General features: G+C 65.6%; 28 protein-coding genes. 9 read left to right on the top strand and 19 right to left on the bottom strand.

Features of this window, described 5'->3' with window-relative positions:
- Positions 1–188 precede the first annotated feature (188 nt).
- From tuf to rpsL, 4 genes are all read right to left on the bottom strand, one after another.
- On the bottom strand, positions 189–1,379 hold the full coding sequence (gene tuf, locus RPR59_RS06305) for an elongation factor Tu (RefSeq protein WP_313917814.1): 1,191 nt from the start codon (positions 1,377–1,379) through the stop codon (positions 189–191).
- 80 nt (positions 1,380–1,459) lie between these two features.
- On the bottom strand, positions 1,460–3,532 hold the full coding sequence (gene fusA, locus RPR59_RS06300) for an elongation factor G (RefSeq protein ID WP_313917812.1): 2,073 nt from the start codon (positions 3,530–3,532) through the stop codon (positions 1,460–1,462).
- Positions 3,533–3,740: 208 nt separating this feature from the next.
- A complete protein-coding gene (rpsG, locus tag RPR59_RS06295; RefSeq protein WP_313917810.1) occupies positions 3,741–4,211 on the bottom strand; it encodes a 30S ribosomal protein S7 in 471 nt (156 codons plus the stop codon).
- A gap of 99 nt (positions 4,212–4,310) precedes the next feature.
- On the bottom strand, positions 4,311–4,682 hold the full coding sequence (rpsL, locus tag RPR59_RS06290; RefSeq protein WP_029936467.1) for a 30S ribosomal protein S12: 372 nt from the start codon (positions 4,680–4,682) through the stop codon (positions 4,311–4,313).
- Between the two features lie 374 nt (positions 4,683–5,056).
- Here rpsL and RPR59_RS06285 point away from each other — a divergent pair, with 374 nt between their 5' ends.
- On the top strand, positions 5,057–5,482 hold the full coding sequence (locus tag RPR59_RS06285) for a bactofilin family protein (RefSeq protein ID WP_313917808.1): 426 nt from the start codon (positions 5,057–5,059) through the stop codon (positions 5,480–5,482).
- A 421-nt stretch (positions 5,483–5,903) separates the two neighbouring features.
- Here the strand turns inward: RPR59_RS06285 and lpdA are convergent, their stop codons facing one another.
- The 5 genes from lpdA to RPR59_RS06260 are packed head-to-tail and all read right to left on the bottom strand — an operon-like array spanning position 5,904 to position 9,694.
- A complete protein-coding gene (lpdA, locus tag RPR59_RS06280; protein ID WP_313917806.1) occupies positions 5,904–7,298 on the bottom strand; it encodes a dihydrolipoyl dehydrogenase in 1,395 nt (464 codons plus the stop codon).
- Positions 7,299–7,323: 25 nt separating this feature from the next.
- Positions 7,324–7,704 (bottom strand): acyl-CoA thioesterase, encoded by a 381-nt coding sequence (locus RPR59_RS06275; RefSeq protein WP_313917804.1) that lies wholly within the window; start codon positions 7,702–7,704, stop codon positions 7,324–7,326.
- Complete coding sequence (locus tag RPR59_RS06270; RefSeq protein ID WP_313917802.1) at positions 7,697–7,915, bottom strand: hypothetical protein; 219 nt, start codon at positions 7,913–7,915, stop codon at positions 7,697–7,699. The genes RPR59_RS06275 and RPR59_RS06270 overlap by 8 nt, the downstream gene beginning before the upstream one ends.
- Positions 7,915–8,322, bottom strand: a complete 408-nt coding sequence (locus RPR59_RS06265) for a hypothetical protein (RefSeq protein WP_313917800.1) — start codon at positions 8,320–8,322, stop codon at positions 7,915–7,917. Before RPR59_RS06265 ends, RPR59_RS06270 begins: the two co-directional genes overlap by 1 nt.
- Before the next feature lie 4 nt (positions 8,323–8,326).
- Positions 8,327–9,694 (bottom strand): pyruvate dehydrogenase complex dihydrolipoamide acetyltransferase, encoded by a 1,368-nt coding sequence (locus RPR59_RS06260; protein ID WP_313917798.1) that lies wholly within the window; start codon positions 9,692–9,694, stop codon positions 8,327–8,329.
- Between the two features lie 128 nt (positions 9,695–9,822).
- Between RPR59_RS06260 and RPR59_RS06255 the strand changes: the two genes are divergently transcribed.
- The gene (locus tag RPR59_RS06255) at positions 9,823–10,278 is read left to right on the top strand and encodes a universal stress protein (RefSeq protein WP_313917796.1); all 456 of its coding nucleotides are present in this window, start codon (positions 9,823–9,825) and stop codon (positions 10,276–10,278) included.
- Positions 10,279–10,281: 3 nt separating this feature from the next.
- On the opposite strand, the gene RPR59_RS06250 is transcribed toward RPR59_RS06255, so the two are convergent.
- Entirely contained in the window at positions 10,282–11,265 is a 984-nt protein-coding gene (locus tag RPR59_RS06250) for a sulfotransferase (RefSeq protein WP_313917794.1), read from the bottom strand.
- A gap of 104 nt (positions 11,266–11,369) precedes the next feature.
- Between RPR59_RS06250 and RPR59_RS06245 the strand changes: the two genes are divergently transcribed.
- On the top strand, positions 11,370–12,671 hold the full coding sequence (locus tag RPR59_RS06245; protein WP_432280297.1) for a M28 family metallopeptidase: 1,302 nt from the start codon (positions 11,370–11,372) through the stop codon (positions 12,669–12,671).
- 21 nt (positions 12,672–12,692) lie between these two features.
- Here RPR59_RS06245 and RPR59_RS06240 read toward each other — a convergent pair whose 3' ends face one another.
- The 7 genes from RPR59_RS06240 to RPR59_RS06210 all read right to left on the bottom strand — a co-directional run bounded on the left by RPR59_RS06240 (position 12,693) and on the right by RPR59_RS06210 (position 17,493).
- A complete protein-coding gene (locus tag RPR59_RS06240) occupies positions 12,693–13,682 on the bottom strand; it encodes an RcnB family protein (protein ID WP_313917792.1) in 990 nt (329 codons plus the stop codon).
- Positions 13,683–13,996: 314 nt separating this feature from the next.
- Positions 13,997–14,479, bottom strand: coding sequence for a GAF domain-containing protein (locus RPR59_RS06235; protein WP_313917790.1), 483 nt, complete (start codon positions 14,477–14,479; stop codon positions 13,997–13,999).
- Between the two features lie 8 nt (positions 14,480–14,487).
- A complete protein-coding gene (arfB, locus tag RPR59_RS06230; protein ID WP_313917788.1) occupies positions 14,488–14,895 on the bottom strand; it encodes an alternative ribosome rescue aminoacyl-tRNA hydrolase ArfB in 408 nt (135 codons plus the stop codon).
- Positions 14,888–15,538: an RluA family pseudouridine synthase gene (locus tag RPR59_RS06225; RefSeq protein ID WP_313917786.1), complete on the bottom strand. Its 651-nt coding sequence runs from the start codon at positions 15,536–15,538 to the stop codon at positions 14,888–14,890. The genes arfB and RPR59_RS06225 overlap by 8 nt, the downstream gene beginning before the upstream one ends.
- The gene (locus RPR59_RS06220) at positions 15,538–16,050 is read right to left on the bottom strand and encodes a DUF421 domain-containing protein (protein ID WP_313917784.1); all 513 of its coding nucleotides are present in this window, start codon (positions 16,048–16,050) and stop codon (positions 15,538–15,540) included. The genes RPR59_RS06225 and RPR59_RS06220 overlap by 1 nt, the downstream gene beginning before the upstream one ends.
- Before the next feature lie 67 nt (positions 16,051–16,117).
- The gene (gene wrbA, locus RPR59_RS06215; protein WP_313917782.1) at positions 16,118–16,720 is read right to left on the bottom strand and encodes an NAD(P)H:quinone oxidoreductase; all 603 of its coding nucleotides are present in this window, start codon (positions 16,718–16,720) and stop codon (positions 16,118–16,120) included.
- A 50-nt stretch (positions 16,721–16,770) separates the two neighbouring features.
- On the bottom strand, positions 16,771–17,493 hold the full coding sequence (locus RPR59_RS06210; protein WP_313917780.1) for a pirin family protein: 723 nt from the start codon (positions 17,491–17,493) through the stop codon (positions 16,771–16,773).
- A gap of 82 nt (positions 17,494–17,575) precedes the next feature.
- On the opposite strand from RPR59_RS06210, the gene RPR59_RS06205 reads away from it, so the two are divergent.
- The 4 genes from RPR59_RS06205 to RPR59_RS06190 all read left to right on the top strand — a co-directional run bounded on the left by RPR59_RS06205 (position 17,576) and on the right by RPR59_RS06190 (position 21,145).
- Positions 17,576–18,487: a LysR family transcriptional regulator gene (locus RPR59_RS06205; protein ID WP_313917779.1), complete on the top strand. Its 912-nt coding sequence runs from the start codon at positions 17,576–17,578 to the stop codon at positions 18,485–18,487.
- Positions 18,484–19,509 (top strand): AI-2E family transporter, encoded by a 1,026-nt coding sequence (locus RPR59_RS06200; RefSeq protein WP_313917776.1) that lies wholly within the window; start codon positions 18,484–18,486, stop codon positions 19,507–19,509. Before RPR59_RS06205 ends, RPR59_RS06200 begins: the two co-directional genes overlap by 4 nt.
- 146 nt (positions 19,510–19,655) lie before the next feature.
- Entirely contained in the window at positions 19,656–20,363 is a 708-nt protein-coding gene (gene ctrA, locus RPR59_RS06195) for a response regulator transcription factor CtrA (RefSeq protein WP_313917774.1), read from the top strand.
- Positions 20,364–20,569: 206 nt separating this feature from the next.
- Entirely contained in the window at positions 20,570–21,145 is a 576-nt protein-coding gene (locus RPR59_RS06190; protein ID WP_313917772.1) for a L,D-transpeptidase family protein, read from the top strand.
- A 36-nt stretch (positions 21,146–21,181) separates the two neighbouring features.
- On the opposite strand, the gene RPR59_RS06185 is transcribed toward RPR59_RS06190, so the two are convergent.
- Positions 21,182–22,798, bottom strand: a complete 1,617-nt coding sequence (locus RPR59_RS06185; protein WP_313918368.1) for an amidohydrolase — start codon at positions 22,796–22,798, stop codon at positions 21,182–21,184.
- A 181-nt stretch (positions 22,799–22,979) separates the two neighbouring features.
- On the opposite strand from RPR59_RS06185, the gene RPR59_RS06180 reads away from it, so the two are divergent.
- On the top strand, positions 22,980–24,221 hold the full coding sequence (locus RPR59_RS06180) for a threonine ammonia-lyase (protein ID WP_313917769.1): 1,242 nt from the start codon (positions 22,980–22,982) through the stop codon (positions 24,219–24,221).
- Between the two features lie 141 nt (positions 24,222–24,362).
- Positions 24,363–25,139 (top strand): arginyltransferase, encoded by a 777-nt coding sequence (locus RPR59_RS06175; RefSeq protein WP_313917767.1) that lies wholly within the window; start codon positions 24,363–24,365, stop codon positions 25,137–25,139.
- Positions 25,140–25,235: 96 nt separating this feature from the next.
- Here RPR59_RS06175 and RPR59_RS06170 read toward each other — a convergent pair whose 3' ends face one another.
- Positions 25,236–25,850, bottom strand: coding sequence for a redoxin domain-containing protein (locus tag RPR59_RS06170; RefSeq protein ID WP_313917765.1), 615 nt, complete (start codon positions 25,848–25,850; stop codon positions 25,236–25,238).
- Between the last annotated feature and the right edge of the window lie 2 nt (positions 25,851–25,852).

Raw genomic sequence — 25,852 nt, 5'->3', positions numbered from 1 at the left:
CGGGCGACGAAGGAGCAGGTGATCGGTGGTGAGCATGAAACTTTATCGCTTGGTCCGAACGCTGTCTCAACAGACCATGAACGGCTTGTCTGCTTCATAAGCGGCGCGCCACAGCCCCGCAAAACAAAAAGCCCGGCCTCCCCCAAGGAGAAGCCGGGCTCTTTACTCTCGGCCCTTGCGGGCGTCGATTACTTGTCGATGTTGCTCACGACACCCGCGCCGACGGTGCGGCCGCCCTCGCGGATGGTGAAGCGCTGACCGACGTCCATGGCGATCGGCGCGATCAGCTTGACGCCCAGCGCGACATTGTCGCCCGGCATGACCATCTCGGTGCCCTCGGGCAGCTCGACGGTGCCGGTCACGTCGGTCGTGCGGAAGTAGAACTGCGGACGATAGTTCGCGAAGAACGGCGTGTGACGGCCACCCTCGTCCTTCGACAGGACGTACACTTCCGACTTGAACTCGGTGTGCGGCGTGATCGAACCCGGCTTGGCGAGCACCTGGCCACGCTCCACGTCGTCACGGGCAACGCCGCGCAGCAGGGCGCCGACATTGTCGCCGGCATGGCCTTCGTCGAGCAGCTTACGGAACATCTCGACGCCTGTGACCGTGGTCTTGCGGGTGTCGGTGATGCCGACGATCTCGACTTCCTCGCCGACCTTGATGACGCCGGTCTCGATACGACCGGTGACGACCGTACCGCGACCCGAGATCGAGAACACGTCTTCGATCGGCATCATGAACGGCTTGTCCAGCGGACGCTCGGGGGCCGGGAAATATTCGTCGACGTTGCGCATCAGCTCGAGGATGGCGTCCTTGCCGATCTTGGCGTCGCCGTCTTCGATGGCGGCCAGGGCCGAACCCTTGATGATCGGAATGTTGTCGCCGTCGAATTCGTAGCTGGAGAGCAGCTCGCGGATTTCCAGCTCGACCAGTTCGAGAAGCTCTTCGTCGTCGACCTGATCGACCTTGTTCATGAACACGACCATGCCGGGCACGCCGACCTGGCGGGCGAGCAGGATGTGCTCACGCGTCTGCGGCATCGGGCCGTCGGCGGCCGACACCACCAGGATCGCACCGTCCATCTGGGCGGCGCCGGTGATCATGTTCTTCACATAGTCGGCGTGGCCGGGGCAGTCGACATGCGCATAGTGGCGGTTCTCGGTCTCATACTCGACGTGCGCCGTCGAGATGGTGATGCCGCGCTCGCGCTCTTCGGGTGCCTTGTCGATATTGGCATAGTCGGTGTACGTCGCGCCGCCCGTCTCCGCGAGCACCTTCGTGATCGCGGCCGTCAGCGTGGTCTTGCCGTGGTCGACGTGACCGATGGTGCCGATGTTGAGATGCGGTTTGGACCGCTCGTACTTTGCTTTCGCCATTATATCCTACCTTTTGATCTACGCTAATCCGAATCGAGATGGACCACGCGGAAGCGCGCCCCTTAACGCCTTCCCGAACGTTATGCCAGCTTCGCCTTCACTTCGTCGGCGACGTTCTGCGGCACTTCGTCATAGTGCGAGAATTGCATCGTGTACTGGGCACGTCCCTGCGTGAACGAACGCAGCTCGTTCACATAGCCGAACATGTTGGCCAGCGGCACGATGGCGTGCACCGCCTGGGCATTGCCGCGCGAGTCGGTGCCCTGAATCTGGCCGCGACGGCTGTTCATGTCGCCGATCACGTCACCCAGATAATCTTCCGGCGTCACCACCTCGACGTTCATCATCGGCTCGAGCAGCTTGATGCCGGCCTTCTGCGCGACTTCGCGCATGGCGCCGCGCGCCGTGATCTCGAACGCGAGCGCCGAGGAGTCGACGTCGTGATACTTGCCGTCGACGAGGTGAACCTCGAAATCGATGATCGGGAAGCCGATCAGATGGCCGGTCTCGGCCGTTTCCTTGAAGCCCTTCTCGACTGACGGGATATATTCGCGCGGGATATTGCCGCCCTTGATCTCGTCGAAGAACTGGAAGCCCGAACCACGCTCGCCTGGCTTCACCTGGACCTTCACTTCACCGAACTGGCCGGAACCGCCCGACTGCTTCTTGTGCGTGTAGGTCAGCTCGACCGGCTTGGCGAGATATTCGCGATACGCCACCTGCGGCGCGCCGACATTCGCCTCGACCTTGAACTCGCGCTTCATGCGATCAACCAGGATGTCGAGGTGAAGCTCGCCCATGCCCTTGATGATCGTCTGGCCCGATTCGTGATCGGTCGACACCCGGAAGGAGGGATCTTCGGCGGCCAGGCGGTTGAGCGCGACGCCCATCTTCTCCTGGTCGGCCTTGGTCTTCGGCTCCACCGACAGCTCGATGACGGGCTCGGGGAACTCCATCCGCTCCAGGATGATCGGCGCCGACGGCGCGCACAGCGTGTCGCCGGTCGTCGTTTCCTTCAGCCCCGCGATGGCGACGATGTCGCCGGCATAGGCCTCGTCGATGTCCTCACGCGTGTTGGCGTGCATAAGGAGCATACGGCCGATCTTTTCCTTCTTGTCCTTCACCGAGTTGAGAACCGAGCCCTTTTCGAGCTTGCCCGAATAGATGCGGGCGAAGGTGAGCGAGCCGACGAACGGGTCGTTCATGATCTTGAACGCGAGTGCGGAGAACGGCGCCTCGTCGGACGACGGACGGCTGTCCTCTTCGTCGCTGTCGGGCTTCACGCCCTTGATGGCCGGCACGTCGATCGGGCTCGGCAGATAGTCGACGATGGCGTCGAGCAGCGGCTGCACGCCCTTGTTCTTGAACGCCGAACCGCACAGCACCGGCACGAACGCATGCTCCAGCGTGCCCTTGCGGATCAGCCGCTTCAGCGTCGCCGAATCCGGCTCGTTGCCTTCCAAATACTGTTCCATCACCTCGTCGTCCTGCTCGACGGCAAGCTCGATCAGCTCCTGGCGATACTGGGCGGCCTTGTCCTTCAGGTCGTCCGGGATCTCTTCATAGTTGAACTTGGCGCCCAGACCTTCCGATTCCCAGATGATCGCGCGCTGCTCGACCAGGTCGACCAGGCCCCGCAGATCGCTCTCGATGCCGATCGGGATGTAGAGCACGGCCGGGGTCGCGCCGAGACGCTCCTTGATGGAGTTCACGCAATATTCGAAGTTCGCGCCCATGCGGTCGAGCTTGTTGATGAAGCACATCCGCGGGACCTTGTACTTGTCCGCCTGGCGCCACACGGTCTCCGACTGCGGCTCCACGCCGGCAACGCCGTCGAAGCACGCGACTGCGCCGTCGAGCACGCGCAAGCTGCGTTCGACTTCGATCGTGAAGTCGACGTGGCCCGGCGTGTCGATGATGTTGATGCGGTGGTCGTTCCAGAAACAGGTCGTCGCGGCAGACGTGATCGTGATGCCGCGCTCCTGCTCCTGCTCCATCCAGTCCATCGTCGCGGTGCCTTCATGCACTTCGCCGATCTTGTAGGACTTGCCGGTGTAGAACAGGATGCGCTCGGTCGTCGTCGTCTTACCGGCATCGATGTGCGCCATGATGCCGATATTGCGATAGGTGCTGAGCGGTTCTTTGCGGGCCATTGTAAACTCCGTGCGCCGGCAAATCCGGCTATTCGAATATGTGTCGGGCGTACCCCAACTATGTATCGGGCCTAACCCAACCCGTTCGGGCTGAGCTTGTCGAAGCCCCGTCTTCCCTTCTTCATCCGGAAGAAGGACGGCCCTTCGACAAGCCCAGGGCGGACGGCAGGTCGGGATGAGGCCCGAAAGCCTCACCCCAATATAGTCTTTACCAGCGATAGTGCGAGAAGGCGCGGTTGGCCTCGGCCATCCGGTGCGCGTCCTCGCGCTTCTTCACGGCATTGCCGCGATTGTTGGCAGCGTCCATCAACTCGCCCGACAGGCGGGCCGCCATGGTGTGCTCGCTGCGCGCACGCGCAGCGCCGATCAGCCAGCGGATGGCAAGCGCCTGCGCACGCTCGGGACGCACCTCGACGGGAACCTGATAGGTCGCGCCGCCGACGCGGCGGCTGCGGACCTCGATGCCCGGCTTGATGTTGTTCAGCGCCTCGTGGAACAGCGCGAGCGGCTCCTTCTTGGCGCGCGCCTCGACGGTGTCGAGCGCGCCATAGACGATGCGCTCGGCAGTGGACTTCTTACCGTCCAGCATCACCGAGTTCATGAACTTGGAAAGGACGATATCTCCGAACTTCGGATCAGGCAGGATTTCCCGCTTTTCGGGACGACGACGACGAGCCATTTCTGTTTCCTTGGACTAATTCAGCTTACCCGGAACCCATGGGGGCCCATCAAAATGCGATTTTGACGGACGCCCTGTCCGGCGCTTACTTTGGCTGTGTTACTTCGGACGCTTGGCGCCGTACTTCGAACGGGACTGGCGACGATCCTTCACGCCCTGCGTGTCGAGGACCCCGCGCAGCACATGGTAGCGCACGCCGGGAAGGTCGCGCACACGCCCGCCGCGGATCAGCACCACCGAGTGCTCCTGCAGGTTGTGCCCCTCGCCGGGGATATAGCTGATCACCTCGCGCTGGTTGGTCAGGCGGACCTTGGCAACCTTGCGCAGCGCCGAGTTCGGCTTTTTCGGCGTGGTGGTATAAACACGCGTGCAGACGCCGCGCTTCTGCGGGTTCTGCTCCATCGCAGGGACCTTCGACTTGGCCTTCTGCGGTTCGCGGCCCTTGCGGACCAACTGGTTAATCGTCGGCATGAAGCCCTTCACCTTTTCTTGACCAGAGTTCTGGCGGTTACTTTGCTGGAGCCCTAGGTTGTGCAACGCGTCAAAGGCCAGGGCGGTCAGGAACCTCCCGGGCCTCGTCTCCAACAACGTTCAGCTCTATTTCCTACCTGCCGAAGCATCAGCCATGCCGATCCCCCTGACGAGGTCGCGGCGCCTATAGCGGCGGCATAAGCAACGGTCAACTGCTGCACGCCGCAAATCCGCGAACGGCATCACCCGGCACGCGCGCCGGGCGCGGGAATGGAGCACGGCCATGTCGCGGCCAATGCGCGACTCGCTTCGCTTGGCATGGCATACCGATCGGCCGATGATAGCAGACAGGCGAATCGTCGAGGGGTGGGTAGATGATCAAGAAAAAGGACAAGACCGAGCGTGAGCGCAAGGCAGGCCGAAATCCTGGAAGCCTCTCCGTTCTCGGAGCGGATCTCGGCGTGAAGGGTGATCTCAGCGCGGAAGCGGACCTGCATATCGAAGGGCGGGTCGAGGGCGATATCGACTGCCGGACGCTGATCCTGGGCGCCGGATCCCATGTGACGGGCGGCGTGACCGCCGGCGTGGCACGCGTCGCCGGCCGCGTGGACGGCGGGATGACCGTCGACGAACTGACGATCGAACGGGGCGCGACCGTCGCCGGCGACATCACCTACGCGACCATCTCGGTCGAGGCGGGTGCACGGATCGACGGCACGCTTTCGTGCAGCACGGCGTCGCAGGCGGCCGAGGGCGCCGACGACAATGTGCGCGTCCTCGAAATGGCCGAAACCGGCTGAGTACCAGCCGACGGCGACGGCCAATTCCGCGCCATGCGTATCTGGCGCGGCCCCTCCCCCGAACGAGACTCGGGAAGGAACCCAGGTGCGCTATCGGGATGGCTGCTGTCGCCCCCCGTTTCGCGCGTGAAGCGGCGCGGATGCCGATGGGCACACGGGTCCTGCGCGCAAGGGATGGTCAGCAAATGCGAGGCTCGATGCCTTGCTTTATCCGACGCCGGCGCTCGCTCCCTTCGCAGGAGGCTTCTGCGAAAGGCGCGAAACGGAAACCTCTTTCGTCATGCTGAACTTGTTTCAGCATCCACTTGGCTGCAATATCAAATGCTTAGGCTGAGCGGCTCGGTGGACCCCGGCCTTCGCCGGGGTGACGAGATTGGGTTTCGCGGAGGCACCCTTCGCAGGGAGGGGAGAATTTCCCACCTCAGAAATGCAGCGCCCTTCCATATGCGCCGAGCACGCTTTCGTGCATCATCTCGCTGAGCGTCGGGTGGGCGAAGACGGTTTCCATCAGTTCCGCCTCGGTCGTCTCGAGCTGGCGCGATACGACATAGCCCTGGATCAGTTCGGTCACCTCCGCGCCGACCATGTGCGCGCCGAGCAGTTCGCCGGTTGTTTCGTCGAACACGGTCTTGATGAAGCCCTCGGCCTCTCCCAGCGCGATCGCCTTGCCGTTGCCGATGAAGGGGAATTTGCCGACCTTGACCTTGTGGCCGGCTTCCTTGGCCTTCGCCTCGGTCAGCCCCACACTCGCCACCTGCGGGCGCGAATAGGTGCAGCCCGGGATGTTCCACTTCTCGAACGGATGCGGCTTTTCGCCCGCGATCGCCTCGACGCAGACGACGCCTTCATGGCTCGCCTTGTGCGCCAGCCACGGCGCGCCGGTGACGTCGCCGATCGCATAGATGCCATCGACATTGGTCCGGGCATAGCCGTCGGTGACGATATGCCCCTTCTCGGTCTTTACGCCGAGCGCCTCCAGCCCGATCTCCTCGGTATTGGGGACGATGCCGATGGCGACGATGACGTGGCTGTACTCCTCGGTAACGGTCTTGCCGTCCTTGCCCTTGATCCATGCCTTCACGCCCTTTGACGACGTCTCCAGCTTCTCGACGCCCGCGCCGGTCATGATTTTCATGCCCTGTTTGTTAAGCGTCTTGTCCATGTGCGCGGAGATTTCCTCGTCCTCGACCGGCAGGATGCGCGGCAGCATCTCCACGATCGTCACGTCGGCGCCCATATCATTGTAGAAGCTGGCGAACTCGACGCCGATCGCGCCCGATCCGATGACGAGCAGCCTGGTCGGCATCTCTTCGGGCGTCATCGCGTGGCGATAGGTCCAGATGCGCTTGCCGTCGGCCTTGGCGAAGGGCAGGTCGCGGGCGCGCGCGCCGGTGGCGACGATGATGTGCTTGGCGGTCAGCTCGGTCTTCTTGTCGCCCTGCGTGACGGTCAGCTTGCCCTTGCCCGTCAGCTTGCCGACGCCTTCGTGCACGGCGACCTTGTTCTTCTTCATCAGGCCCTTCACGCCGGCGTTGAGCTGGCCCGAAACCTTGCGGCTGCGCTCGACCACCTTGGCGAGATCGAAGCCGACATTGTCGGCCTTCAACCCGTAATCCTTGGCGTGGCTCATATAGTGATAGATCTCGGACGTGCGCAGCAGTGCCTTGGTCGGGATGCAGCCCCAGTTGAGGCAGATGCCGCCGAGCCGCTCGCGCTCGACGATCGCGGTCTTGAGGCCGAGCTGCGCCGCCCGGATCGCCGCGACATAGCCGCCGGGTCCGGAACCGAGAACGATGAGGTCGTAGGTGTCAGCCACAATATGCTCCTGTCGAATACGTCAATTACTGCGCCAATGGCCGCGGCTTGCGCGCCTCGTCGATGGCGACGAAGGTGAACCGCGCCTGGGTCACCCGCTCCTGATCCTCGCTGTGCCGGGCGCGCCGCCAGCTTTCGACCTCGATCGTCATCGAGGTGCGCCCGGTCTTCACCAGCTCGGCATAGACCGACACTTCGTCGCCGACCAGCACGGGGGCGTGGAACTTCATCGCCTCCACCGCGATGGTCACGGCGCGGCCGCGCGACCGGCGCGAGGCGACGAGGCCGGCCGCCATGTCCATCTGGCTCATCAGCCAGCCGCCGAAGATGTCGCCATATGGATTGGCATCGGCGGGCATGGTGGTCACGCGGATCGCGGGATTGCGGTCGGGCGGGGTCTCAGCCATTCAGGTTCCTTTTTCGCAATTTGCGGCGGTCGACACGGATGGCGCGGCGCATCGGGCCGATGCCCATCACCAGCGTCACGCCCATCGCCGCCCAGGTGACAAGCCAGATATCCTGCCGCCCCAGCGGATAGGACCAGGCCGACAGCCAGCCGAGCAGCAGCGGCGCGCCGAGCCCCGCCAGGACGTGGACGGTTTCGATCAGGCCCCGCATCACGCCGCCTGCAGCTTCGCAAATTGCATGCGGAAGAACAGCCGGAACGCCCAGCCCCCCGTCACGCCGAAGACTGCGCCATAGCCCAGCGCCAGGACGCGCAGCGGTGCCGCCGGCGCACCGGCAAAGACGATCGCAACGCCAGCGAACACCAGCCCGATTACCGCACCCGCAAGGGTCGCCGGCACCAGACGGTCGGCATTCTTCCGCATGCGAAACGCGATCGTGCCGCCCAGCGCCATGCCGAACATGGTCACCGGATAGGCCACCAGACCGAGCAGCGCGTACCAGCTCGGCGCATAGGGATCGGCCGGAGAAACGCCGCGCACACCCCAGTCGAACAGGATGGCGAGCGGCAATCCGGCGATCACGGCCAGGAGCGCCGCGATGGGCAGCCGCCAAGCCATCGGCTCAGGCGATCATGCCCAGCGGATTTTCGACCAGCTCCTGGAACAGCTTGAGCATGGCCGCGCCGTCCGCGCCGTCGATCGCGCGGTGGTCGAAGCTGCCCGTCGCCGACATCACCGTCGCGCTGGAGACCGCATCGTCGACGATATAGGGCCGCTTTTCGCCCGCGCCGACCGCCAGGATCATGCCCTGCGGCGGATTGATGACGGCATCGAACTGCTTGATGCCGAACATGCCCATATTGGAAAGCGAAGCGGTGCCGCCCTGATATTCGTGCGGTTGCAGCTTGTTGTCCTTGGCGCGGCCGGCAAGGTCCTTCATCTCGGTCGAGATCGAGGACACGCTCTTGTTCGCCGCATCGCGGATGATCGGCGTGATCAGACCCGATGGCGTCGACACCGCGACCGACACGTCGGCGCGGCTGTACTTGATCAGCTTGTCGCCGGCGAAGGTGACGTTGCACTTCGGGCGGGCCTCCAGCGCCACGCCCAGCGCCTTGATCAGCAGGTCGTTGACCGACAGCTTGATCTCGCGCGCGGCGAGGCTTTCGTTGAGCTGGCTGCGCAGCTTCAACAGCGCGTCGAGGCGGATGTCGACGGTCAGATAGATGTGGGGAATCGTCTGCTTCGCCTCGGTCAGGCGGCGCGCGATCGTCTTGCGGATGTTTGAGAGCTTTTCTTCCTCGTGCGGGATCGAATCGTCGAACCACACCGCCTTCGGCTCGACCGGCGCGGCGGCGGGCGCCTCCGCCGACGGCGCCTGCGCCGCTGGCTTGCCGGCGCTCGGCTCGACGCCTTCGACATCGGCCTTGACGATACGGCCATTGGGACCGGAACCGGTCACCTGGGACAGGTCGAGTCCCTTGTCGGCGGCGATGCGGCGGGCAAGCGGCGTGACCTTGATGCGCTCCCCGTCCTTGACCGGGGCCGGGCCGGCCTCGGCGGTCTCGGGCGCGCTCGCGGTCGGCTTGCCATGATCTTCGGCCTGCACCGCGTCGCGCTTGGCGGGCTTCGCCTCGTCGCCGGTCTTGTTCGGGTCCGTCGGATCGGGCTTGCCTTCGTCATTCTCCGGCTTGGGCGTTTCCGCCTTGTCGCCGCCCGAGGGCGCCTCGACGTCGCCCACATCCTCGCCTTCCTCGGCGAGCATGGCGATGACGGTGCCGACCTTCACATTGTCGCTGCCTTCTTCCACCAGGATCTTCGCGATCGTGCCCTCGTCGACCGCCTCGAATTCCATCGTCGCCTTATCGGTCTCGATTTCCGCCATCAGATCACCGGCGGAGACGGTGTCGCCTTCCTTGACCAGCCATTTGGCGAGCGTGCCCTCTTCCATGGTGGGCGACAGAGCGGGCATCTTGATTTCGATCGACATTCACGGTCCTGATCGCTTGAGTCCTGGGAAGCGCCCTCCATCACCATCGCGGGGCATGTGGTCAAGCCCGCAGACTTGCGAAAGAGCGCGTCTCGCGGCATCGAACGCGGGTCAGGAGCAATTTATCCATGCGAACATATCTTGTCGTCATCGACGAAAGCAGGGAATCCGAGGTCGCGCTGCGCTTTGCCGCAAGGCGCGCGGTGAAAACCGGCGGCGGGATCGAGATCCTCGCCTTCATCGCCACGCCCGAATTCGTCCAATGGGGCGGCGTCATGGCGACGATGGAGGAAGAAGCCCGCCAGCGCGCGCAGGCGCTGGTTGCCGGCGCGGCCGGCACGCTTCTGGAGGAATCGGGCCTGAAACCCTCCATCGTCGTGCGCAAGGGCGACGGGCCGAAGATCGTGCGCGAGATGATCGAGGCCAACAAGGACATCGCCGCCCTGGTGCTGGGCGCCGCGCCGGAGGGCGTGCCCGGTCCGCTCGTCGCCCATTTCGCCGGCCCGGACGCGGGCAAGCTGCCGGTGCCGGTGATGATCATCCCCGGCGACCTCGACCGCGAGGCGATCGACCGGCTGAGCTGAGCCTCAGTTCGCCGCCCAGCGCAGCGGCAGGCGGCGACGCGGCGGCGCCCCGTCTTCCGGCGGGTCGAGCGGATAGCCGAGCGTACGCAGATCCTCGCCCATGCGCGCTTCCAGCCAGCGATTGGACCGCCAGAACAGCCCGGCGATATGGTCGACCGTCTTGCGGCCGAGATAGCGCTCCGCCGCCGGTGCGGGGCCGAATAACGGCACGCGGTTGAGCTGAGCCAGCACCGCCTTGCGCACGGTGTACCAATAAGGAATGTGCACCAGCGTCGCCTTGTCGATGACGCTGCGGCGCGTGAACAGGTTCGCCGCACGCGCGATGGGCAGCAGACCGCGACGATAGCAGGCATTGACCTTCGCCGCCTCCGGATCGGGCAGATCGACACCAAGCGCGCCGGACATCCGGGCCAGCAGGGCGGCGGGATCGCGTTTCAGCGCCTCGTAAGGCAGCGCCGTCACCCGGTCGGCGCCGAACAGCGCGTCATACCGTTCCACCAGGCCGCGATAATCGAGCTGGCCGAAATGGAAATGCGGCAGCATGAATGGACGGACATGGCCGAGATGGCGATGCTGCTTCGGAAACAGGTACCGGCGGGTCGACGCCGTTCCGCCTTCGCGTACATATTGCAGATACCAGGACAGTGCGGCCGTGACCTGCGAGCGGACGAAGATGACGATATGCGCCTCCGGCAGCGCCTGGTGCAGCCGCTGCGCCACCACGCCGGCGATATGGCAGGACATCAGGCCGTTGTGCAGCACGCCGGAAAGATCCTCCTCGCACAGGATCGCGGGTCGGTCGTCCGCGTCGATTCCCAGGCGGTCGCGTGCGGCGTGCGCGTCGAAGGAAAAGGCCGGCGGCGCCAGGAACGTTTCGCGGATCAACCGGCGGTCGATCACCCGGTGGCTGGCGACACGGGGATAGACGAAGCGCTGAAACCAGCTCGTCGCCGTCTTGTGATAGCCGATATGGATGATCGGTCGCATGCGGGCGGACGCCTTCTAGCCGGAAAGAACCGCCTGGGCATACCGTCTTACCGCACATGCGTCACGCCTTGCCATTGGCCGGCCCGTCCGCCACGATGCGCCCCATGCGAACCGCTTTCCTGATGCTTCCGCTACTCGCCCTCGCCACCCCGGCTGCGGCGCGCGACACCCCCGATCCCGAGCGGCTGAAGGCGACGGTCGAAAAGCTCGTCAGCTTCGGCACGCGCCACACCCTGTCCGACCCGGACGATCCCGAGCGCGGCATCGGCGCGGCGCGGCACTGGTTCGGTGCGCAGCTCACCAAGATTTCCGACGATTGCGGCGGCTGCATCACGGTCGCGAACATCGCCCGCGGTTTCACCGGCGAGCGTGCGCCGGACGGTGTCCGCGTCGTCGACGTGCTCGGCTTTCAAAAGGGCCGCGATCCGAACCGCGTGGTCATCGTGATGGGCCATATCGACAGCCGCGTCTCCGATGTGATGGACTATACCAGCGACGCCCCCGGTGCGAACGACGACGCCTCCGGCGTGGCGCTGGTATTGGAGGCGGCGCGCATCCTGTCGAAGGAAAAGTTCGACGCCACGATCATCTACGCCGCCCTGTCGGGCGAGGAACAGGGGCTGTGGGGCGGCAAGCTGCTCGCCGACACCGCCAGGGAAAAGGGCTGGGTCGTCAGCGGCGTGCTGAACAACGACATCGTCGGCAACACCATCGGTCAGAACGGCGCGAAGGTCGATGACCGCGTCCGCGTTTTTTCCGAGGGCATTCGCGCGTCGGAAACCCTGAAGGAACAGATGCAGCGCCGCGCCGACGGCGGCGCCGACGACGGGCCGAGCCGCGCGCTGGCCAAAGCGATCGACGGCGTCGCGGAAGGGATTCCGGGAGGGCTCGACGCCTTTCTCGTCCACCGGCCCGACCGATTCGGTCGCGGCGGCGATCACGAGCCGTTCCTGAAGCTCGGCTATCCCGCCGTCCGCTTTTCGGTCGGCGCGGAGAACTACACGCAGCAGCACCAGGACCTGCGCACCGAAGGCGGCATCGAATATGGCGATACCGTCGACAAGATGGATTTCGCCTATCTGGCGAAGGTCACGGCGATCAACGTCGGCACCCTCGCCCGCCTGGCGAGCGCGCCACAAGCGCCGGAGAACCCGGTGATCGAGGGGGCGCTGTCGACCGACACCACGGTCCGCTGGAAACCGGTCGAAGGTGCGGCCGGATACCGCATTCACTGGCGCCGCGCGGACAAGCAGGACTGGACACATCACAAGGACGTGCCCGCCGGGACGACCGAACTTGTGCTCAAGAACGTGATCGTCGACGACAATTTCGTCGGCGTCGGCGCGCTGGACGACCAGGGCCATGAAAGCATCGTCGCCTTCGCCGGCCGCGACTGGGACGACTGAGTACCGCTCGCGCGTGCGGGGTCAGCGGCGGACCACGGTCCGCGTCTGCCGCCCGCCGGGCATGATCGTAACGGTCGTGGTGGTCGCGGGCGGGTAGTAATAGCCGGCCGCGACATAGCCGCGCCCCGCGGTGCTGGTCGTCACCGTGCAGCCCGGACCGCAACTGCTGACCACGGGGGCCCGTCCTTCGGGCGGCGGAATGGTGCGCGCGGCATATTCGTGCCGGCCTGGAGCCGGCGGCATGGAACGATCGGCAGGCCCCGGCGGCGGATAGCCGGCACCCCTAGTAGAGTCGGGATGGCGGCGACCGTCCCCCCAACGGTCCTCCGCCATCCCTTCGGGCGCCCCCGCGCCGTATTCGGCCCAGGCGGCGCCCGCAACCGGCGGCCCCGGCGGCATGGCGGGAGCGATCGGCGGCTCCCGCTCCGCTGTGGCATATTGCGGCGCTTCCGCCCAATCCACATCGTAGATCACGTCGGCGATGACACCGCGGTCGTCGATCAGCACCGCGTCGTCATAGACCCGAACCCAGCGATAGCCTGCATCGGGCGCGCCCAGATTCCAGCGGTCATAGTCCCGCACGGTGAAGCGCGCTGCCCTGAGTTCCGGCGGCAGGACGCCGCCCGGCACGGGCCGGCGGAAGACCGCGCGGCGACCGGTCGGGCGCGGATCGGTGGCGGGTTCGGGCGGTTGCATGTCCGGTTGCCGTGCGACCCGCGCCGGCGGTACGTCGACGGGGCGGACCGCCTGAACCGCGGCGCGACGCACGGGCCGGGGCGGAACCGAAACCGGCGCTTCGGGCGGTGTCTCGCCGACCACCGCCTCTCGACCGGAGGGCGGCGTCCCGGCGACCTGCTGCGCCGGGGCGGCAATGGGCGCCGGCGCGGTTTGCACCTTCGCAGGCGGCGGGGGCGGCGGAGCCTTCACGATCGGCAGCGCGAGTTGCGGCGGTTGCTTCGCCTCCGGCGCGGGCGTGGGCGTGGGCGTGGGCGTGGGCGTGGGTTGGGCCACGGCAGTTTGCGGCGGTGCAACCTGTACCGGCGACGGTGTCGGGCTGGGGGTGGGACTGGGCAGGGGCGTGGGACTGGGGGTGGGAGCCGGCGCCGGTTCGACCCAGCGACCGTCCCGGATCACCTGGCCTTGCGCCGCCAGCGCCAGAGGGCCGCTCAGCAAACCTGCGACTATCAGAGACCGTAGGGGAATCGCTGCCTCCACCCTTGCTTGCGACGCATCCCGGTCGGACTCGCCGTCCGGTTGACGCGCAATTTACCGGCAGCGGCATATCCGGGCCAGACCGGATCGTCGCCCCCCTGTCCCGGATCGGGTCACCCGATGCGCGGGGCGAGCACGGCCACCAATGCCTCGCACCCGGCCGCGTCCTCGGCATCGAAGCGCCCGGTATGCGGGCTGTCGAGATCGAGCACGCCCAGCAGCCGGCCGCCCCGCACGATCGGCACGACCAGTTCGGAACGGCTGGCCGCGTCGCAGGCGATATGGCCGGGAAAAGCCTGGACATCGGCAACCACCTGCGTCTCGCGTGTCTGCGCCGCGGACCCGCAGACGCCGGAGCCGAGCGCGATGCGGATGCAGGCCGCTTTGCCCTGGAACGGCCCCAGCACCAGTTCGTCGCCGACTAGGCGGTAGAAGCCGGCCCAGTTCAGATCGGGCAGATATTGCCAGATCAGTGCGGCGGCATTCGCCATGTTGGCGATGGCGTCCGGCTCCCCGTCGGTCAGCGCATCCAGCGCGCTCGTCAGATCGCGGTAGAGGTCGGCCTTGCTGCCGCCGGCAATGTCGAATTGGTACATGACAGGTCCTAGTCCGTTGTGATGCGCCCGCGCCCGGCCTTCACCTGCGCGCGCTTCTTCTTCGATTCCACCCGCCGCTTCTTCGCGGCGCGGCTCGGCTTCGTCTTCACCCGCTTTGCCTGGCGCTCATGCGCCCTCGCGATCAGATCGCCGAGCCGTTCGCGCGCATCGGCGCGGTTCGCCTCCTGCGTCCGGAACTTGCGCGCGGTGATGACCAGTTCACCGTCGGAATTGAGCCGCGTTCCGGCCAGGCTCTTCAGCTTCTGATAGGCATGCGGCGGCAGGCGCAGGCGAAAGACGTCGACGCGCAATTGCACGGCGGTCGCTACCTTGTTGACGTTCTGCCCGCCCGGACCCGATGCGGCGATGAAGCGCTCGTCGACGATGGCATCGTCGGGAATGGTGAACTCAGCCATGCGAAAATCCGAGATCCGAGAACCGCTCAGGCCATGGTGCCTCGGCGCTGATATCGGGCTTGCCGGGGCGCGGCACCGTGATGGCGGCGGCGTGCAGCATCACCGCCGCCTCGGCACGACCATAAATCGGATCGCCGGTGATCGGAATTCCCAGCCCCTCGGCCGCATGGACACGCAATTGATGCGTCCGTCCGGTTTCGGGATGGAAGGCGACGAGCGCGCGACCATCCCGCGCTGCCAGCAGCCGCCAGCGCGTGCGGGCCGGCTTGCCCGTGGGATCGCCCCGCATCCGCCAGCCGCTGGCGGCGCTGGAAACCTTTTTCAGCGGCAGGTCGATCTCGCCGCTCTCCCCTTCGGGAACGCCATCGAGGATCGCGAGATAGCGCTTGCTCACCTGCCCCGCCTCGAACGCGGCGTGAAACCGCTTCTGCGCCTTCGGGTTGCGTGACAGGAGCAGGCACCCCGAAGTGTCGCGGTCGAGCCGGTGCACCGCCGTCGGCAGCCGCTGAAAGCCGAAGGTCAGCTCGTCCATCATGTCGACCAGCGAGCGCGTGCTATCGCGCGGCGGATCGACCGGCAGGCCGGCGGGCTTGTCGATCACGATCGCCTCGGCATCGATGAACAGGACGCGGTCTTCGAGCATCAGGCGCGCCTCACATCGTCGAGCACCGCCGGTGAAGAATGTCCGCCCGACAGGATCGAGATATCGCCGGTGACCTCGAGGATCACCGCATCGACACGATCGGGGCCGGCGATATTGTGCTCGCGCAGTTTCGAGAGGATGTCGGCGCGCGTCACCCGTGCCTCGGCCATCGCATCCTCGAGATATTTGCCGTTGCGGAGCAGCAGCATCGGCCGGTTCTCGGAAAAGTTGCGCACCGCATCGTTGCGGCGCGCCTTGGCATAGCAATACTGCCAGCCGGTCAGCATCGCGACGCCGATCAACGCCTGAACGAAGCCGGGCCACGAACTGCTCGACACCATCGTCGCGAGCAGCGACCCGGTGGCCAGCGTCGCGACGAAATCGATCGCCGTCATCTTCGACAGCGTCCGCAGCCCGGCGATCCGCACCAGCGTCACGATCCAGACGAGCCCGATCAGCGACAACAGCGCGCCGCGAACGACCGCTTCGGGGATGGGGTCCAATCCGAACATCGCTGTCCAGATAGGACGAACCGGCGACGACGGCTACCCGTCGTCACCGCTCGTTGCCGGCTTTCGATCAGCCGAACAGCTTCGTCGCCGTTTCGGCGATGCGGCGCCCCTGATAGCGCGCGCCGTCGAGCTCCTCCTCGCCCGGCTGGCGGCTACCGTCGCCGCCGGCGATGGTGGTGGCGCCGTACGGCGATCCGCCCCGCAGCTTGTCCACGCCCATCTGCGCCTGAAAACCGTAATCGAGGCCGATAATCGTCATGCCGAAATGCAGCAGGTTGGTCAGGAGCGAGAACAGCGTCGTCTCCTGCCCGCCATGCTGGCTGGCGGTGGAGGTGAAGGCGCCGCCGACCTTGCCGTTCAGCGATCCGTTCAGCCATAGGCCGCCTGCCTTGTCGAGGAACGCCGCCATCTGGCTCGGCATCCGGCCGAAGCGGGTCGGCGCGCCGACGACGATCGCGTCGTAATCGGCGAGCGCGTTCACATCCTCCAGCACCGGATGTTCGCTTTCGGTCTTGAAGCCCGCCTGCGCGACGATCTCGGCCGGCGCCGTTTCCGGCACGCGGCGGATATCGACCGTCGCACCGGTTTCGCGCGCGCCCTGCGCGACAGCATCGGCCATCTGCTCGATATGACCGTAAGACGAGTAATAGAGGACGAGAACTTTGGACATGTGGGAAACTCCTTCAAAATGCCCCCTCCCGCGAGCAGGAGGGGAGATGGCTATTCCGCATCGACGAGAACGATTTCGCTGTCCTCGATCGCGGTGATGGTGACGGTCTGCCCGCCCGACAGCGCCGCACCGTCGCGTGCATCGAAGCGCTGGGCGGGCGCACCGGTTTCCGATCCGGTCGCAATCTCGATCGCACCGGTGGCGGGCACCAGATAGGCGTGCCGCCCGTCGCCGACGCTGTGCTCGACACTGTCCCCCGCCTTCAGCGTCGCACCCAATACCCGCGCATCGGCGCGGATCGGAAGGGCATCCGCATCGTCGGCAAAACCCGACGCCAGCGTCACCAGCCGGCCGGAGCGCGCATCCCTGGGAAACGGCTTGGCGCCCCAGCTCGGACTACCGCCGGGCCGCTTCGGCTCGATCCAGATCTGGAACAGCGTCGTCGTCTCCGGTTCCAGATTGTATTCGGCGTGGCGCACACCGGTGCCGGCACTCATCACCTGCACGTCGCCGGCGCCGGTGCGGCCGGTATTGCCCATCGAATCCTGGTGCGTGATCGCGCCGGTGCGGACATAGGTGATGATCTCCATGTCGCGGTGCGGGTGCGGCGGAAAGCCGCTGTCGGCCGCGATCTCGTCATCGTTCCACACGCGGATGGCGCCCCAGCCCATCCGATCCGGGTCGTAGTAATTGGCGAAGGAAAAATGGTGGCGGGCGTTCAGCCAGCCGTGATCGGCATGGCCCAGCCCTGCGAACGGTCGTTTCTCGATCATGGTACGAACTCCATTGCTTGGCTGAGAGATAGGCGTCATGGTGAGCGCGTAAACGGAAACAGCGGAAACGGATCGTTTCGCGATGCAGCTTCCCGACTTCGACGGCTGGGCCATTTTCGCACGCGTCGTGGAGCACCGCTCGTTCAGCGCCGCGGCCGATGCGACCGGCGTATCCAAGGCGACGGTGTCGAAGGCGATCGCGCGACTGGAACAACGGTTGGGAACGAGCCTGTTCCACCGGACCTCGCGCAAGCTGACGCTCACCGAAAGCGGCAAGGCGCTGGCGGAGCACGCCCAGCGCATTCTGACCGAAGGCGAATGCGCCGAAGAGGCTGCACGCGACAGCGCATCGCGGCCGGCGGGCCTCGTCCGCGTCGCGGCGCCGATGACCTATGGCCTTGCCCATGTCGCGCCGGTGGTGGCGGAATTTCTGGCGAAACATCCCGACATCACGGTCGATCTCAGCCTGTCCGACGCCAAGATCGACATCGTCGCCGACGGCTTCGACATCGCGCTCAGGATCGCCGATCTGCCCGACAGCTCGCTGCGCGCACGGCGTCTGGCGCCCGTTCGCATCCATATCGTCGCCGCGCCCGCTTATCTGGAACGCCACGGACGCCCCCGACATCCGGCCGAACTGGGCGAGCATGCCTGCTTCGGCTACACCAACGCGCCCAATCCGCTGACCTGGCATTTCCGCGGTCCCGGCGGCGCGGAAGTGGCGGTGCGTCCCGAGGGACCGCTGCGCTGCGACAGCGGAACGGCGATGCTTCCCGCCCTGCGCGCCGGGCTCGGCATCGCCCGGCTGCCCGATTTCATCGTCGGCGAGGATCTGGCCAGCGGCACGCTGGAGACCATCCTGGAAGCATGGGCGCCGCCGCCGGTGGGGCTCCACCTGATGACGCCGCCCGGCACGCTCCGTCCCGCGCGCGTCGAGGCGCTGATCGATTTTCTTGCACATCGCCTGCCGGCACGCGATGGAATGGCCGGATGAAACGCCTCCAGCCCGATGGAGACGACGCCCGCTTCCTGCGCCGCGCCGCCCTCCTTATCCTGCTCGTCGCGATCACGGTCGCGCTCTACCGGGCGATGGACCTGATCATCCTCGCCTTCGGTTCGATGCTGGTGGCAATCGTCATCCACGCACTGGCCGACATCTACGGCCGTTATCTGCATCTGCCGCGGCGCGTGCAGGTGCCCGCCGGCACGCTGACGGTACTGGCGGTCATCGCCTTTCTCGTCTGGCTGTTCGCCTATCAGTTCGGCGCGCAGGTGAATGCGCTGGTGGTGGCGCTGCCGGGCCTGATCGCGGACCTGGAGCAGCACATGTCGCAATCCCCGGTCGGGACCAAGATCGTGAATGCCGTGGAAGCGGCCTTCGCCGGCTCGCGCGTTGCCCAGGACATCGGCGGACTGGTGACGGGTGCGGGCGAGTTGATCCTGAACTTCATCCTGATGCTGGTCGGCGGCATCTTCTTCGCGGCGGACCCGTCGGTGTACAGTCGCGGCTTCCTGATGCTCTTTCCGCGATCCAAGCGCGACGCCTTCGCCCACGCGCTGGACGACACCTCGCGCACGCTCAGGCTCTGGTTGCAGGCGCAGCTCATCTCGATGCTCAGCATGGGCGCGATGGTGGGCGTCGGCCTGTGGATCGCCGGCGTGCCGTCGGCCGCGGCACTCGGCCTGCTCGCCGGCCTCAGCGAATTCATCCCCTATGTCGGCCCGACCGCCGCGATGCTGCCGGCGCTCGGCCTTGCCGCCACCAAGGGCACGTCGCCGCTCATCGGCGCGCTTGTCACCTATGCGGTGGTGCGGCTGATCCAGACCAATTTCATCACGCCGCTGGTGCAGCAGCGCGTCGTCCGGATTCCGCCCGCCATCACCGTGTTCGCGATCATCGGCATCGGCGTGGTGTTCGGCCTGTTCGGCCTGTTCTTCTCCGCCGCGATCCTGGTCGTGTTCTACACCCTGATCCGCCGTCTTTACCTTCGCGAAACCCTGGGCGAAGACGTTTAGGTAACGATTCGGGACCGCGCGACTCGTGGATTTCCGCTGGTTAGGATGAAATTAACCTTTTGCCTTCACAAGCGTTTAGGTTAATGAATTCCGCACGGGGCGCAGACCGACAGGGGACAGCGTCCGCAACGGGACAGGGGAAACCGATGCGCGTACTGCTGATCGAAGACGAGCCGAGCACCGCGAAAGCGATCGAACTCATGCTCTCGACCGAGGGCTTCAACGTGTACACGACGGACCTGGGCGAGGAAGGCCTCGATCTGGGCAAGCTTTACGACTACGACATCATTCTGCTCGATCTGAACCTGCCGGACATGCACGGCTATGACGTGCTGAAGAAGCTGCGCGTGGCGCGGGTGCAGACGCCGGTGCTCATTCTGTCGGGCATTGCCGAGACGGATTCGAAGATCCGCAGCTTCGGCTTCGGCGCCGACGACTATGTCACCAAACCCTTCCACCGCGAGGAACTGGTCGCGCGCATTCATGCGGTGGTGCGCCGTTCCAAGGGGCATTCGCAATCGGTCATCAAGACGGGCAAGCTGGCGGTCAACCTCGATGCCAAGACGGTCGAGGTCGACGGCGCGCGCGTGCACCTGACCGGCAAGGAATATGCGATGCTGGAACTGCTCAGCCTGCGCAAGGGCACGACGCTGACCAAGGAAATGTTTCTCAACCACCTGTATGGCGGCATGGACGAGCCGGAGTTGAAGATCATCGACGTCTTCATCTGCAAGCTCAGGAAGAAGCTGTCCATGGCGACCGAGGGCGACAATTATATCGAGACGGTCTGGGGCCGCGGCTATGTGCTGCGCGATCCGGACGAACAGAGCGACAAAGAGACCAAGGTCGCCTGACCTTCACGATTTTGCTGGGGGGCAAGGGCCGCGGTGCCGAGGGCGCCGCGGCCTTTTCTTTACCTCTACCCACTCCGCACACGAGAACCGCCGGATAGGCGTCTTGGTTAACGTGCCATAGTGAAACGCCAGCGATTCCGCCACTGGCGACGTCCTCGCAATCGCCTATGTCTCAGCCGGAATCGAGCATTGTCAGGGACTGGATCATGGTTATCATCGCACGGCATCTTGCCCGGATCGGCCACGCGGCGCTGCTGGCGGCCATCGTCATTCTCGGTACCTTCGTCGCCGGCCCGGTATTCGCCCGCCCCGCATCGGCGGGTAATTTCACGGTCAGAACCATGCTGCAGATCGACGGCGAGCTGCCCATGGGCGGCTATATGTGGTCGGACGCCGGCGTGCCCGACGGCGAAATGCGCATCGTGGTCGATCTCGCCAACGAAACGCTGCACGTCTATCGCGCCGGCAACGAGATCGGCCGCTCAACCCTGATCTACGGCGACGATCGCAAGCCGACGCCACACGGTTCGTTCACGATCCTGCAGAAGGATGCCGACCACGTCTCCAACATCTACAAGGGCGCGCCCATGCCCTATATGATGAAGCTGACGACCGACGGGGTGGCCCTGCACGGCAGCGCGCAGATCGAAAGCGACATCGCCACCCATGGCTGTGTCGGCCTGCCGGAAGGGTTCGCACGCATCCTGTTCGAGCACGCCAGGCTCGGCGACAAGGTCTTCATCACCGACGACTGGATGACGGGCGAATATGCCGGCTATTGAGCGGGCGGCCGGACGGCGGTCCCTGCCCGCCTTCCGTCAGTCCCGCTTCCAGACGCGCTGACCGCCGATCCAGGTTTCCAGCACCTTCGTGTTGCGCAGTTCCTTCGGCGTCGCCTCCAGCGGATCGCGGTCGACGATCAGGAAGTCCGCCTTCAGGCCCGGCGCCAGCGTGCCGAATTCCTCCTCGGCGAACCCCGCATAGGCCGCGCCCAGCGTGAAGGCGCGCCATGCTTCGATCCGGCTGACCTTTTCCTGGGGGCGCCAGCCGCCGGCGGGCTCGCCGGCCGCGTTCTGGCGGGTGAAGGCGACGGCCCAGCCGACAAACGGATCCGGATCCTCGACCGGATAGTCCGAGCCGAAGGCCAGCGGCACGCCCATGTCGAGCATCGTCCGCCAGGCATAGGCGCCCTTCAACCGCGCCTCGCCCAATCGCGCCTCGGCCATGTTCATGTCCGACGTCGCATGCGTGGGCTGCATCGAGGCGATGATGCCGTGCCGTTTGAACTTGGGAAGATCGGCAGGGTCGACGATCTGGGCATGTTCGATCCGCCAGCGCCGATCGCCGTCATAGGTTTCGGAAAGCACGTCGATGGCGTCGAGCACCTGTTGGTTGGCCCGGTCGCCAATGGCGTGGACCGCGATCTGGAAATCGTCCATCGCGCCCCGGCTCATCAGGTTGAGGAGCTGATCGTCGCTCAATAGCTGGATACCGGTTTCGCCCGACGCGTCGGCATAGGGCTGTTTCAGCCAGGCCCCGCGCGAACCGAGCGCGCCGTCGGCATAGAGCTTGATGCCGCCGGCCTTCAGCCGGTCCTGATACAGCCACGGCGTCGGCCGCGGCCCGGCGATCAGCGTGGCGGTGTCGACGCCGTGGGCATAGCTCATGATGCGAATGCGAAGCGCGCCCCGGTCGCCGGCGCGGCGATAGGCCATCCAGTCTTCCAGCGTCGTACCCATATCGGCCGTCGCCGTGATGCCGTCGCTCAGCAGATGTTTCTGCGCCTGCAGGAACGCCGCATCGTAATCCAGCGGGCTCGGCTTGGGCACCGCCTTTTCGATCAGATTCGTCGCGGCATCGACGAACACGCCGGCCGGCACCCCGCCGGCCCCCGTCTCGATCCGGCCGCCCGACGGCGCCTTCGTCTTCGCCGTCACGCCCGCCGCGGCCAGCGCGCGGCTGTTGGCCCAGCCGGCATGGCCGTCGGCACGCATCAGCCAGACCGGCCGGTCCGACACCGTCTTGTCGAGCTCGGCCGCGGTGGGAAAGCGGCCCAGGCCCCAACGCTCCTGATTCCAGCCGCCGCCCAGGATCCACGGCCGGTCGGGATGCTCCTTCGCGAACCGCGCGATCTTCGCCTGCGCCTCGGCAAGCGAACCGGTATCGGAAAGGTCGAGCGAGAGGTCCCGAAAACCCAGCTCCATGACGTGGCCGTGGGCATCGATCATGCCGGGGATGACGATCCGGCCATGCATATCGGTGCGCCAGTCGAGGATTTGCGGCCGTTCGTCGCCTTCGTGCAGCAGCTTCACGATCCGGCCCTGCCGATCGATCAGCATCCCGGTGAAGTGGACGACCTCGCCCTGCTTGTCGAGCGTTTCGCCGCGAACATTGTCGATCAACGCATCGGCCCGCGCGGAACCGGAACCCAGCATGGCCACCGCCAGCGCGGCGAAGGCGAGGAAACGCGAAATCACCTGGTCAATCTCCCTTATGAACCCGCACGCGCATAGGCCGTGCGATCGCGGCTGGCCAGATGCGACGGCGTACCGCTCGCCACTTGCCCAAGGCCGGTCGCCACTTGCCCAAGGTACGTCGAGCGCCTAGTGCCGCCGCATGGCTACCTCTCCGGCGCATTCCGCTTCCACCGTCGTCACCGTCGACGATGTCCGCCTCGCCCATGTCCGCATTCGCGATCAGATCGTGCGCACGCCGACGCTGTTCAGCAGGACGCTTTCGGACCTGACGGGTGCGAAGGTGTATCTGAAGTTCGAGAACCTGCAGTTCACCGCCGCTTATAAGGAACGCGGCGCGCTCAACACGCTGCTCCAGCTCGACGAGGAGGCGCGCTCCAAGGGCGTGATCGCCGCATCCGCCGGCAACCATGCGCAGGGCATCGCCTATCACGCCACCCGGCTCGGCATTCCGTCGGTCATCGTAATGCCGAAGCCGACGCCGACGGTGAAGGTCACCCAGACCGAGGGGCACGGCGCCCGGATCGTGCTGGAGGGAGAAACCTTCGACGAAGCCTATGCCCATGCCCGCAAGCTGGAGGCGGAGGAAGGCTATACCTTCGTCCATCCGTTCGACGATCCGCGCGTCATCGCCGGCCAGGGAACGGTGGCGCTGGAAATGATCGAGGATGTGCCGGACATCGACATGCTGGTCGTGCCGATCGGCGGCGGCGGGCTGATCTCCGGCATCTCGACGGTCGCCAAGAGTCAGCCGCATAATATCGAGGTGGTGGGCGTCGAGGCCGAACTCTATCCCTCGATGCACAACCGCATCACCGGAGGCGACGCACCATGCGCCGGCGACACGCTGGCCGAAGGCATCGCCGTCAAGGAACCGGGCAAGATCACGGCCGGGATCATCAAGGAACTGGTCGACGATATCGTGCTCGTCAGCGAGCGCCGGCTGGAGGAATCGGTCAGTCTGCTGCTCCAGATCGAAAAGACGGTGGTCGAGGGCGCCGGAGCCGCGGGTCTGGCGGCGCTGCTGGAATATCCGGAGCGCTTCAAGGGAAAGACGGTCGCCACGGTCCTGTGCGGCGGCAATATCGACACCCGCCTGCTCGCCAATGTCCTGCTGCGCGACCTTGCGCGCTCCGGCCGCCTCGCACGGCTGCGCATCCGCCTGCAGGATCGGCCCGGCGCATTGTTCAACGTCGCACGCATCTTCCACGAACAGGGCGTCAATATCATAGAGGTTTATCACCAGCGCGTGTTCACCTCGCTGCCGGCAAAGGGACTGATCACCGATATCGAGTGCGAGACGCGCGATGCCGCGCATCTCGACCGGCTGATGAAGGCGCTGCGCGGGGCGAACTATACGGTCAGCCCGGTCGAACTCGACTGATTGGCACCTGATCGGCGCGAATCTCAACGAAGGGTTACCGTTAACCCTCTTTCTTGGTGAATCGCCTTTTCATACCTTCGCCGGCATTGCATATTCGGTGACAGGCAACCGATCAGCAGGGTGTCGAGAGGACCAGGCCAGGTGAGCGCACCATTTCGATTTCCGCGATTTTTCGTCACCAGCCCGGCGCCCTGCCCGTATCTGCCCGGCCGACAGGAACGCAAGGTGTTCACCGAGCTGACGGGCCCGCATGCCGGCGAACTGAACGACGCGCTCGGCCGGATCGGTTTCCGCCGCAGTCAGTCGGTGGCCTATCGCCCCAGTTGCGCCGGCTGTTCCGCCTGTCGCTCGGTCCGGATCGTTGCCGACGCATTCACGGCCAACACGACCCAGCGCAAGCTCCTGCGCCGCAATGCCGACCTGGAAATTTCCGCCTGCCGCCCCTGGGCGACCGACGAGCAGTTCCAATTGTTGCGCCGCTATCTCGATGCCCGGCATCCCGGCGGCGGCATGGCGACGATGGACGAGGGCGACTATGCCGACATGGTCGAGCACAGCCCCGTATCCTCTTATGTCATCGAATATCGCGAGCCGTCCGATGACGAAAAGCCCGGTCGCCTGATCGGTGCGTGCATCACCGATCAGCAGGCCGACGGCCTGTCCATGATCTACAGCTTCTTCGACGCCAGCGAAGATGCCCGGCCGAGCCTCGGCACCTTCATCATCCTCGACCACATCATGCGTGCCCGCGGCGCCGGACTGCCCTATGTCTATCTCGGATATTGGGTGAAGGGGTCGGCGCGCATGGCGTACAAGACACGCTACAAGCCGATCGAAATCCTCGGCCCCAATGGCTGGGCGCTGATGGACGAAGAGGAAGAGCGCGCGGCCGAAGCGGCGGCGTTCCAGCCGGCCTGAACATGCGGCGCGGGCGCTGTTGCACGCCCGCGCGCTGCCGCGACGGCGACGGACAGGTCTTCCTCGCCGGCTCCTGCCCGCGACCGATGCGATCGCTCAGGAAGCGTATTTCACGGAGCAGCCATAAGGCCGTGTCTCCGTCACCGACACGGGAATCCCGGCTTCGAGTTCATCCAGCGCCGCCAATACGTGATTGCGCGCCGTCGTGATGTCCGCGACATCGGCGGTCGGCTTGTCGTCGATCCCGCCCTGATAGACGAGCGTGCCGTCCGCATCGATGATGTACATGTGCGGCGTCGTCTTGGCGGCATAGGCCTTGCCGACCACGCCCTTGGGATCGAGCAGATAATCGGTCGGATGCGCGTCCATCGTGTCGACGAAATCCTGCGCCTGCTTGCCGGTCATATAGCCCTGCTTGCCCGGCGCGCCGGAATTGATGGTCAGCCACACCGCGCCATCTGCCCGCGCCGCGGCCTGCGTCTTCTGCATGTTCCCGCTCTTGTAATGCTTCTGCACGAAGGGGCAGCCGGGATTGTTCCACTCCAGCACCACCACCTTGCCGCGATAGTCGGCGAGCTGGACGTTCTTGCCGTGCATGTCGGTCAGGCGGAAATTCTGCGCCGGCTGGCCCACGATCTGCTGTGCCGCGGCAGGCGCGGTAACGGCGATGGAAGCGGCGGCGGCGAATATAGTCAAAAGAGAGCGGTTCATCG

The sequence above is a fragment of the Stakelama saccharophila genome, from assembly GCF_032229225.1.
Taxonomy (GTDB): Bacteria; Pseudomonadota; Alphaproteobacteria; order Sphingomonadales; family Sphingomonadaceae; genus Sphingomonas; species Sphingomonas saccharophila.
The sequence above is the reverse complement of the archived record's forward strand: the minus strand, read 5'-3'. Positions and strand labels throughout refer to the sequence as shown.

Bases quoted from the DNA above. Each gene is read 5' to 3' on its own strand.
- RPR59_RS06235 (WP_313917790.1), bottom strand. From the start codon at position 14,479: ATGTACCAATTCGACATTGCCGGCGGCAGCAAGGCCGACCTCTACCGC.
- RPR59_RS06180 (WP_313917769.1), top strand. From the start codon at position 22,980: ATGGCTACCTCTCCGGCGCATTCCGCTTCCACCGTCGTCACCGTCGAC.
- fusA (WP_313917812.1), bottom strand. From the start codon at position 3,532: ATGGCCCGCAAAGAACCGCTCAGCACCTATCGCAATATCGGCATCATG.
- arfB (WP_313917788.1), bottom strand. From the start codon at position 14,895: ATGGCTGAGTTCACCATTCCCGACGATGCCATCGTCGACGAGCGCTTC.
- RPR59_RS06245 (WP_432280297.1), top strand. From the start codon at position 11,370: ATGCGAACCGCTTTCCTGATGCTTCCGCTACTCGCCCTCGCCACCCCG.
- RPR59_RS06220 (WP_313917784.1), bottom strand. From the start codon at position 16,050: ATGTTCGGATTGGACCCCATCCCCGAAGCGGTCGTTCGCGGCGCGCTG.
- RPR59_RS06255 (WP_313917796.1), top strand. From the start codon at position 9,823: ATGCGAACATATCTTGTCGTCATCGACGAAAGCAGGGAATCCGAGGTC.
- RPR59_RS06190 (WP_313917772.1), top strand. From the start codon at position 20,570: ATGGTTATCATCGCACGGCATCTTGCCCGGATCGGCCACGCGGCGCTG.
- rpsG (WP_313917810.1), bottom strand. From the start codon at position 4,211: ATGGCTCGTCGTCGTCGTCCCGAAAAGCGGGAAATCCTGCCTGATCCG.
- RPR59_RS06200 (WP_313917776.1), top strand. From the start codon at position 18,484: ATGAAACGCCTCCAGCCCGATGGAGACGACGCCCGCTTCCTGCGCCGC.
- RPR59_RS06275 (WP_313917804.1), bottom strand. From the start codon at position 7,704: ATGGCTGAGACCCCGCCCGACCGCAATCCCGCGATCCGCGTGACCACC.
- RPR59_RS06205 (WP_313917779.1), top strand. From the start codon at position 17,576: ATGCAGCTTCCCGACTTCGACGGCTGGGCCATTTTCGCACGCGTCGTG.
- RPR59_RS06185 (WP_313918368.1), bottom strand. From the start codon at position 22,798: ATGCTGGGTTCCGGTTCCGCGCGGGCCGATGCGTTGATCGACAATGTT.
- rpsL (WP_029936467.1), bottom strand. From the start codon at position 4,682: ATGCCGACGATTAACCAGTTGGTCCGCAAGGGCCGCGAACCGCAGAAG.
- RPR59_RS06170 (WP_313917765.1), bottom strand. From the start codon at position 25,850: ATGAACCGCTCTCTTTTGACTATATTCGCCGCCGCCGCTTCCATCGCC.
- tuf (WP_313917814.1), bottom strand. From the start codon at position 1,379: ATGGCGAAAGCAAAGTACGAGCGGTCCAAACCGCATCTCAACATCGGC.
- RPR59_RS06285 (WP_313917808.1), top strand. From the start codon at position 5,057: ATGATCAAGAAAAAGGACAAGACCGAGCGTGAGCGCAAGGCAGGCCGA.
- RPR59_RS06265 (WP_313917800.1), bottom strand. From the start codon at position 8,322: ATGGCTTGGCGGCTGCCCATCGCGGCGCTCCTGGCCGTGATCGCCGGA.
- RPR59_RS06260 (WP_313917798.1), bottom strand. From the start codon at position 9,694: ATGTCGATCGAAATCAAGATGCCCGCTCTGTCGCCCACCATGGAAGAG.
- RPR59_RS06270 (WP_313917802.1), bottom strand. From the start codon at position 7,915: ATGCGGGGCCTGATCGAAACCGTCCACGTCCTGGCGGGGCTCGGCGCG.
- ctrA (WP_313917774.1), top strand. From the start codon at position 19,656: ATGCGCGTACTGCTGATCGAAGACGAGCCGAGCACCGCGAAAGCGATC.
- RPR59_RS06250 (WP_313917794.1), bottom strand. From the start codon at position 11,265: ATGCGACCGATCATCCATATCGGCTATCACAAGACGGCGACGAGCTGG.
- RPR59_RS06210 (WP_313917780.1), bottom strand. From the start codon at position 17,493: ATGATCGAGAAACGACCGTTCGCAGGGCTGGGCCATGCCGATCACGGC.
- RPR59_RS06225 (WP_313917786.1), bottom strand. From the start codon at position 15,538: ATGCTCGAAGACCGCGTCCTGTTCATCGATGCCGAGGCGATCGTGATC.
- wrbA (WP_313917782.1), bottom strand. From the start codon at position 16,720: ATGTCCAAAGTTCTCGTCCTCTATTACTCGTCTTACGGTCATATCGAG.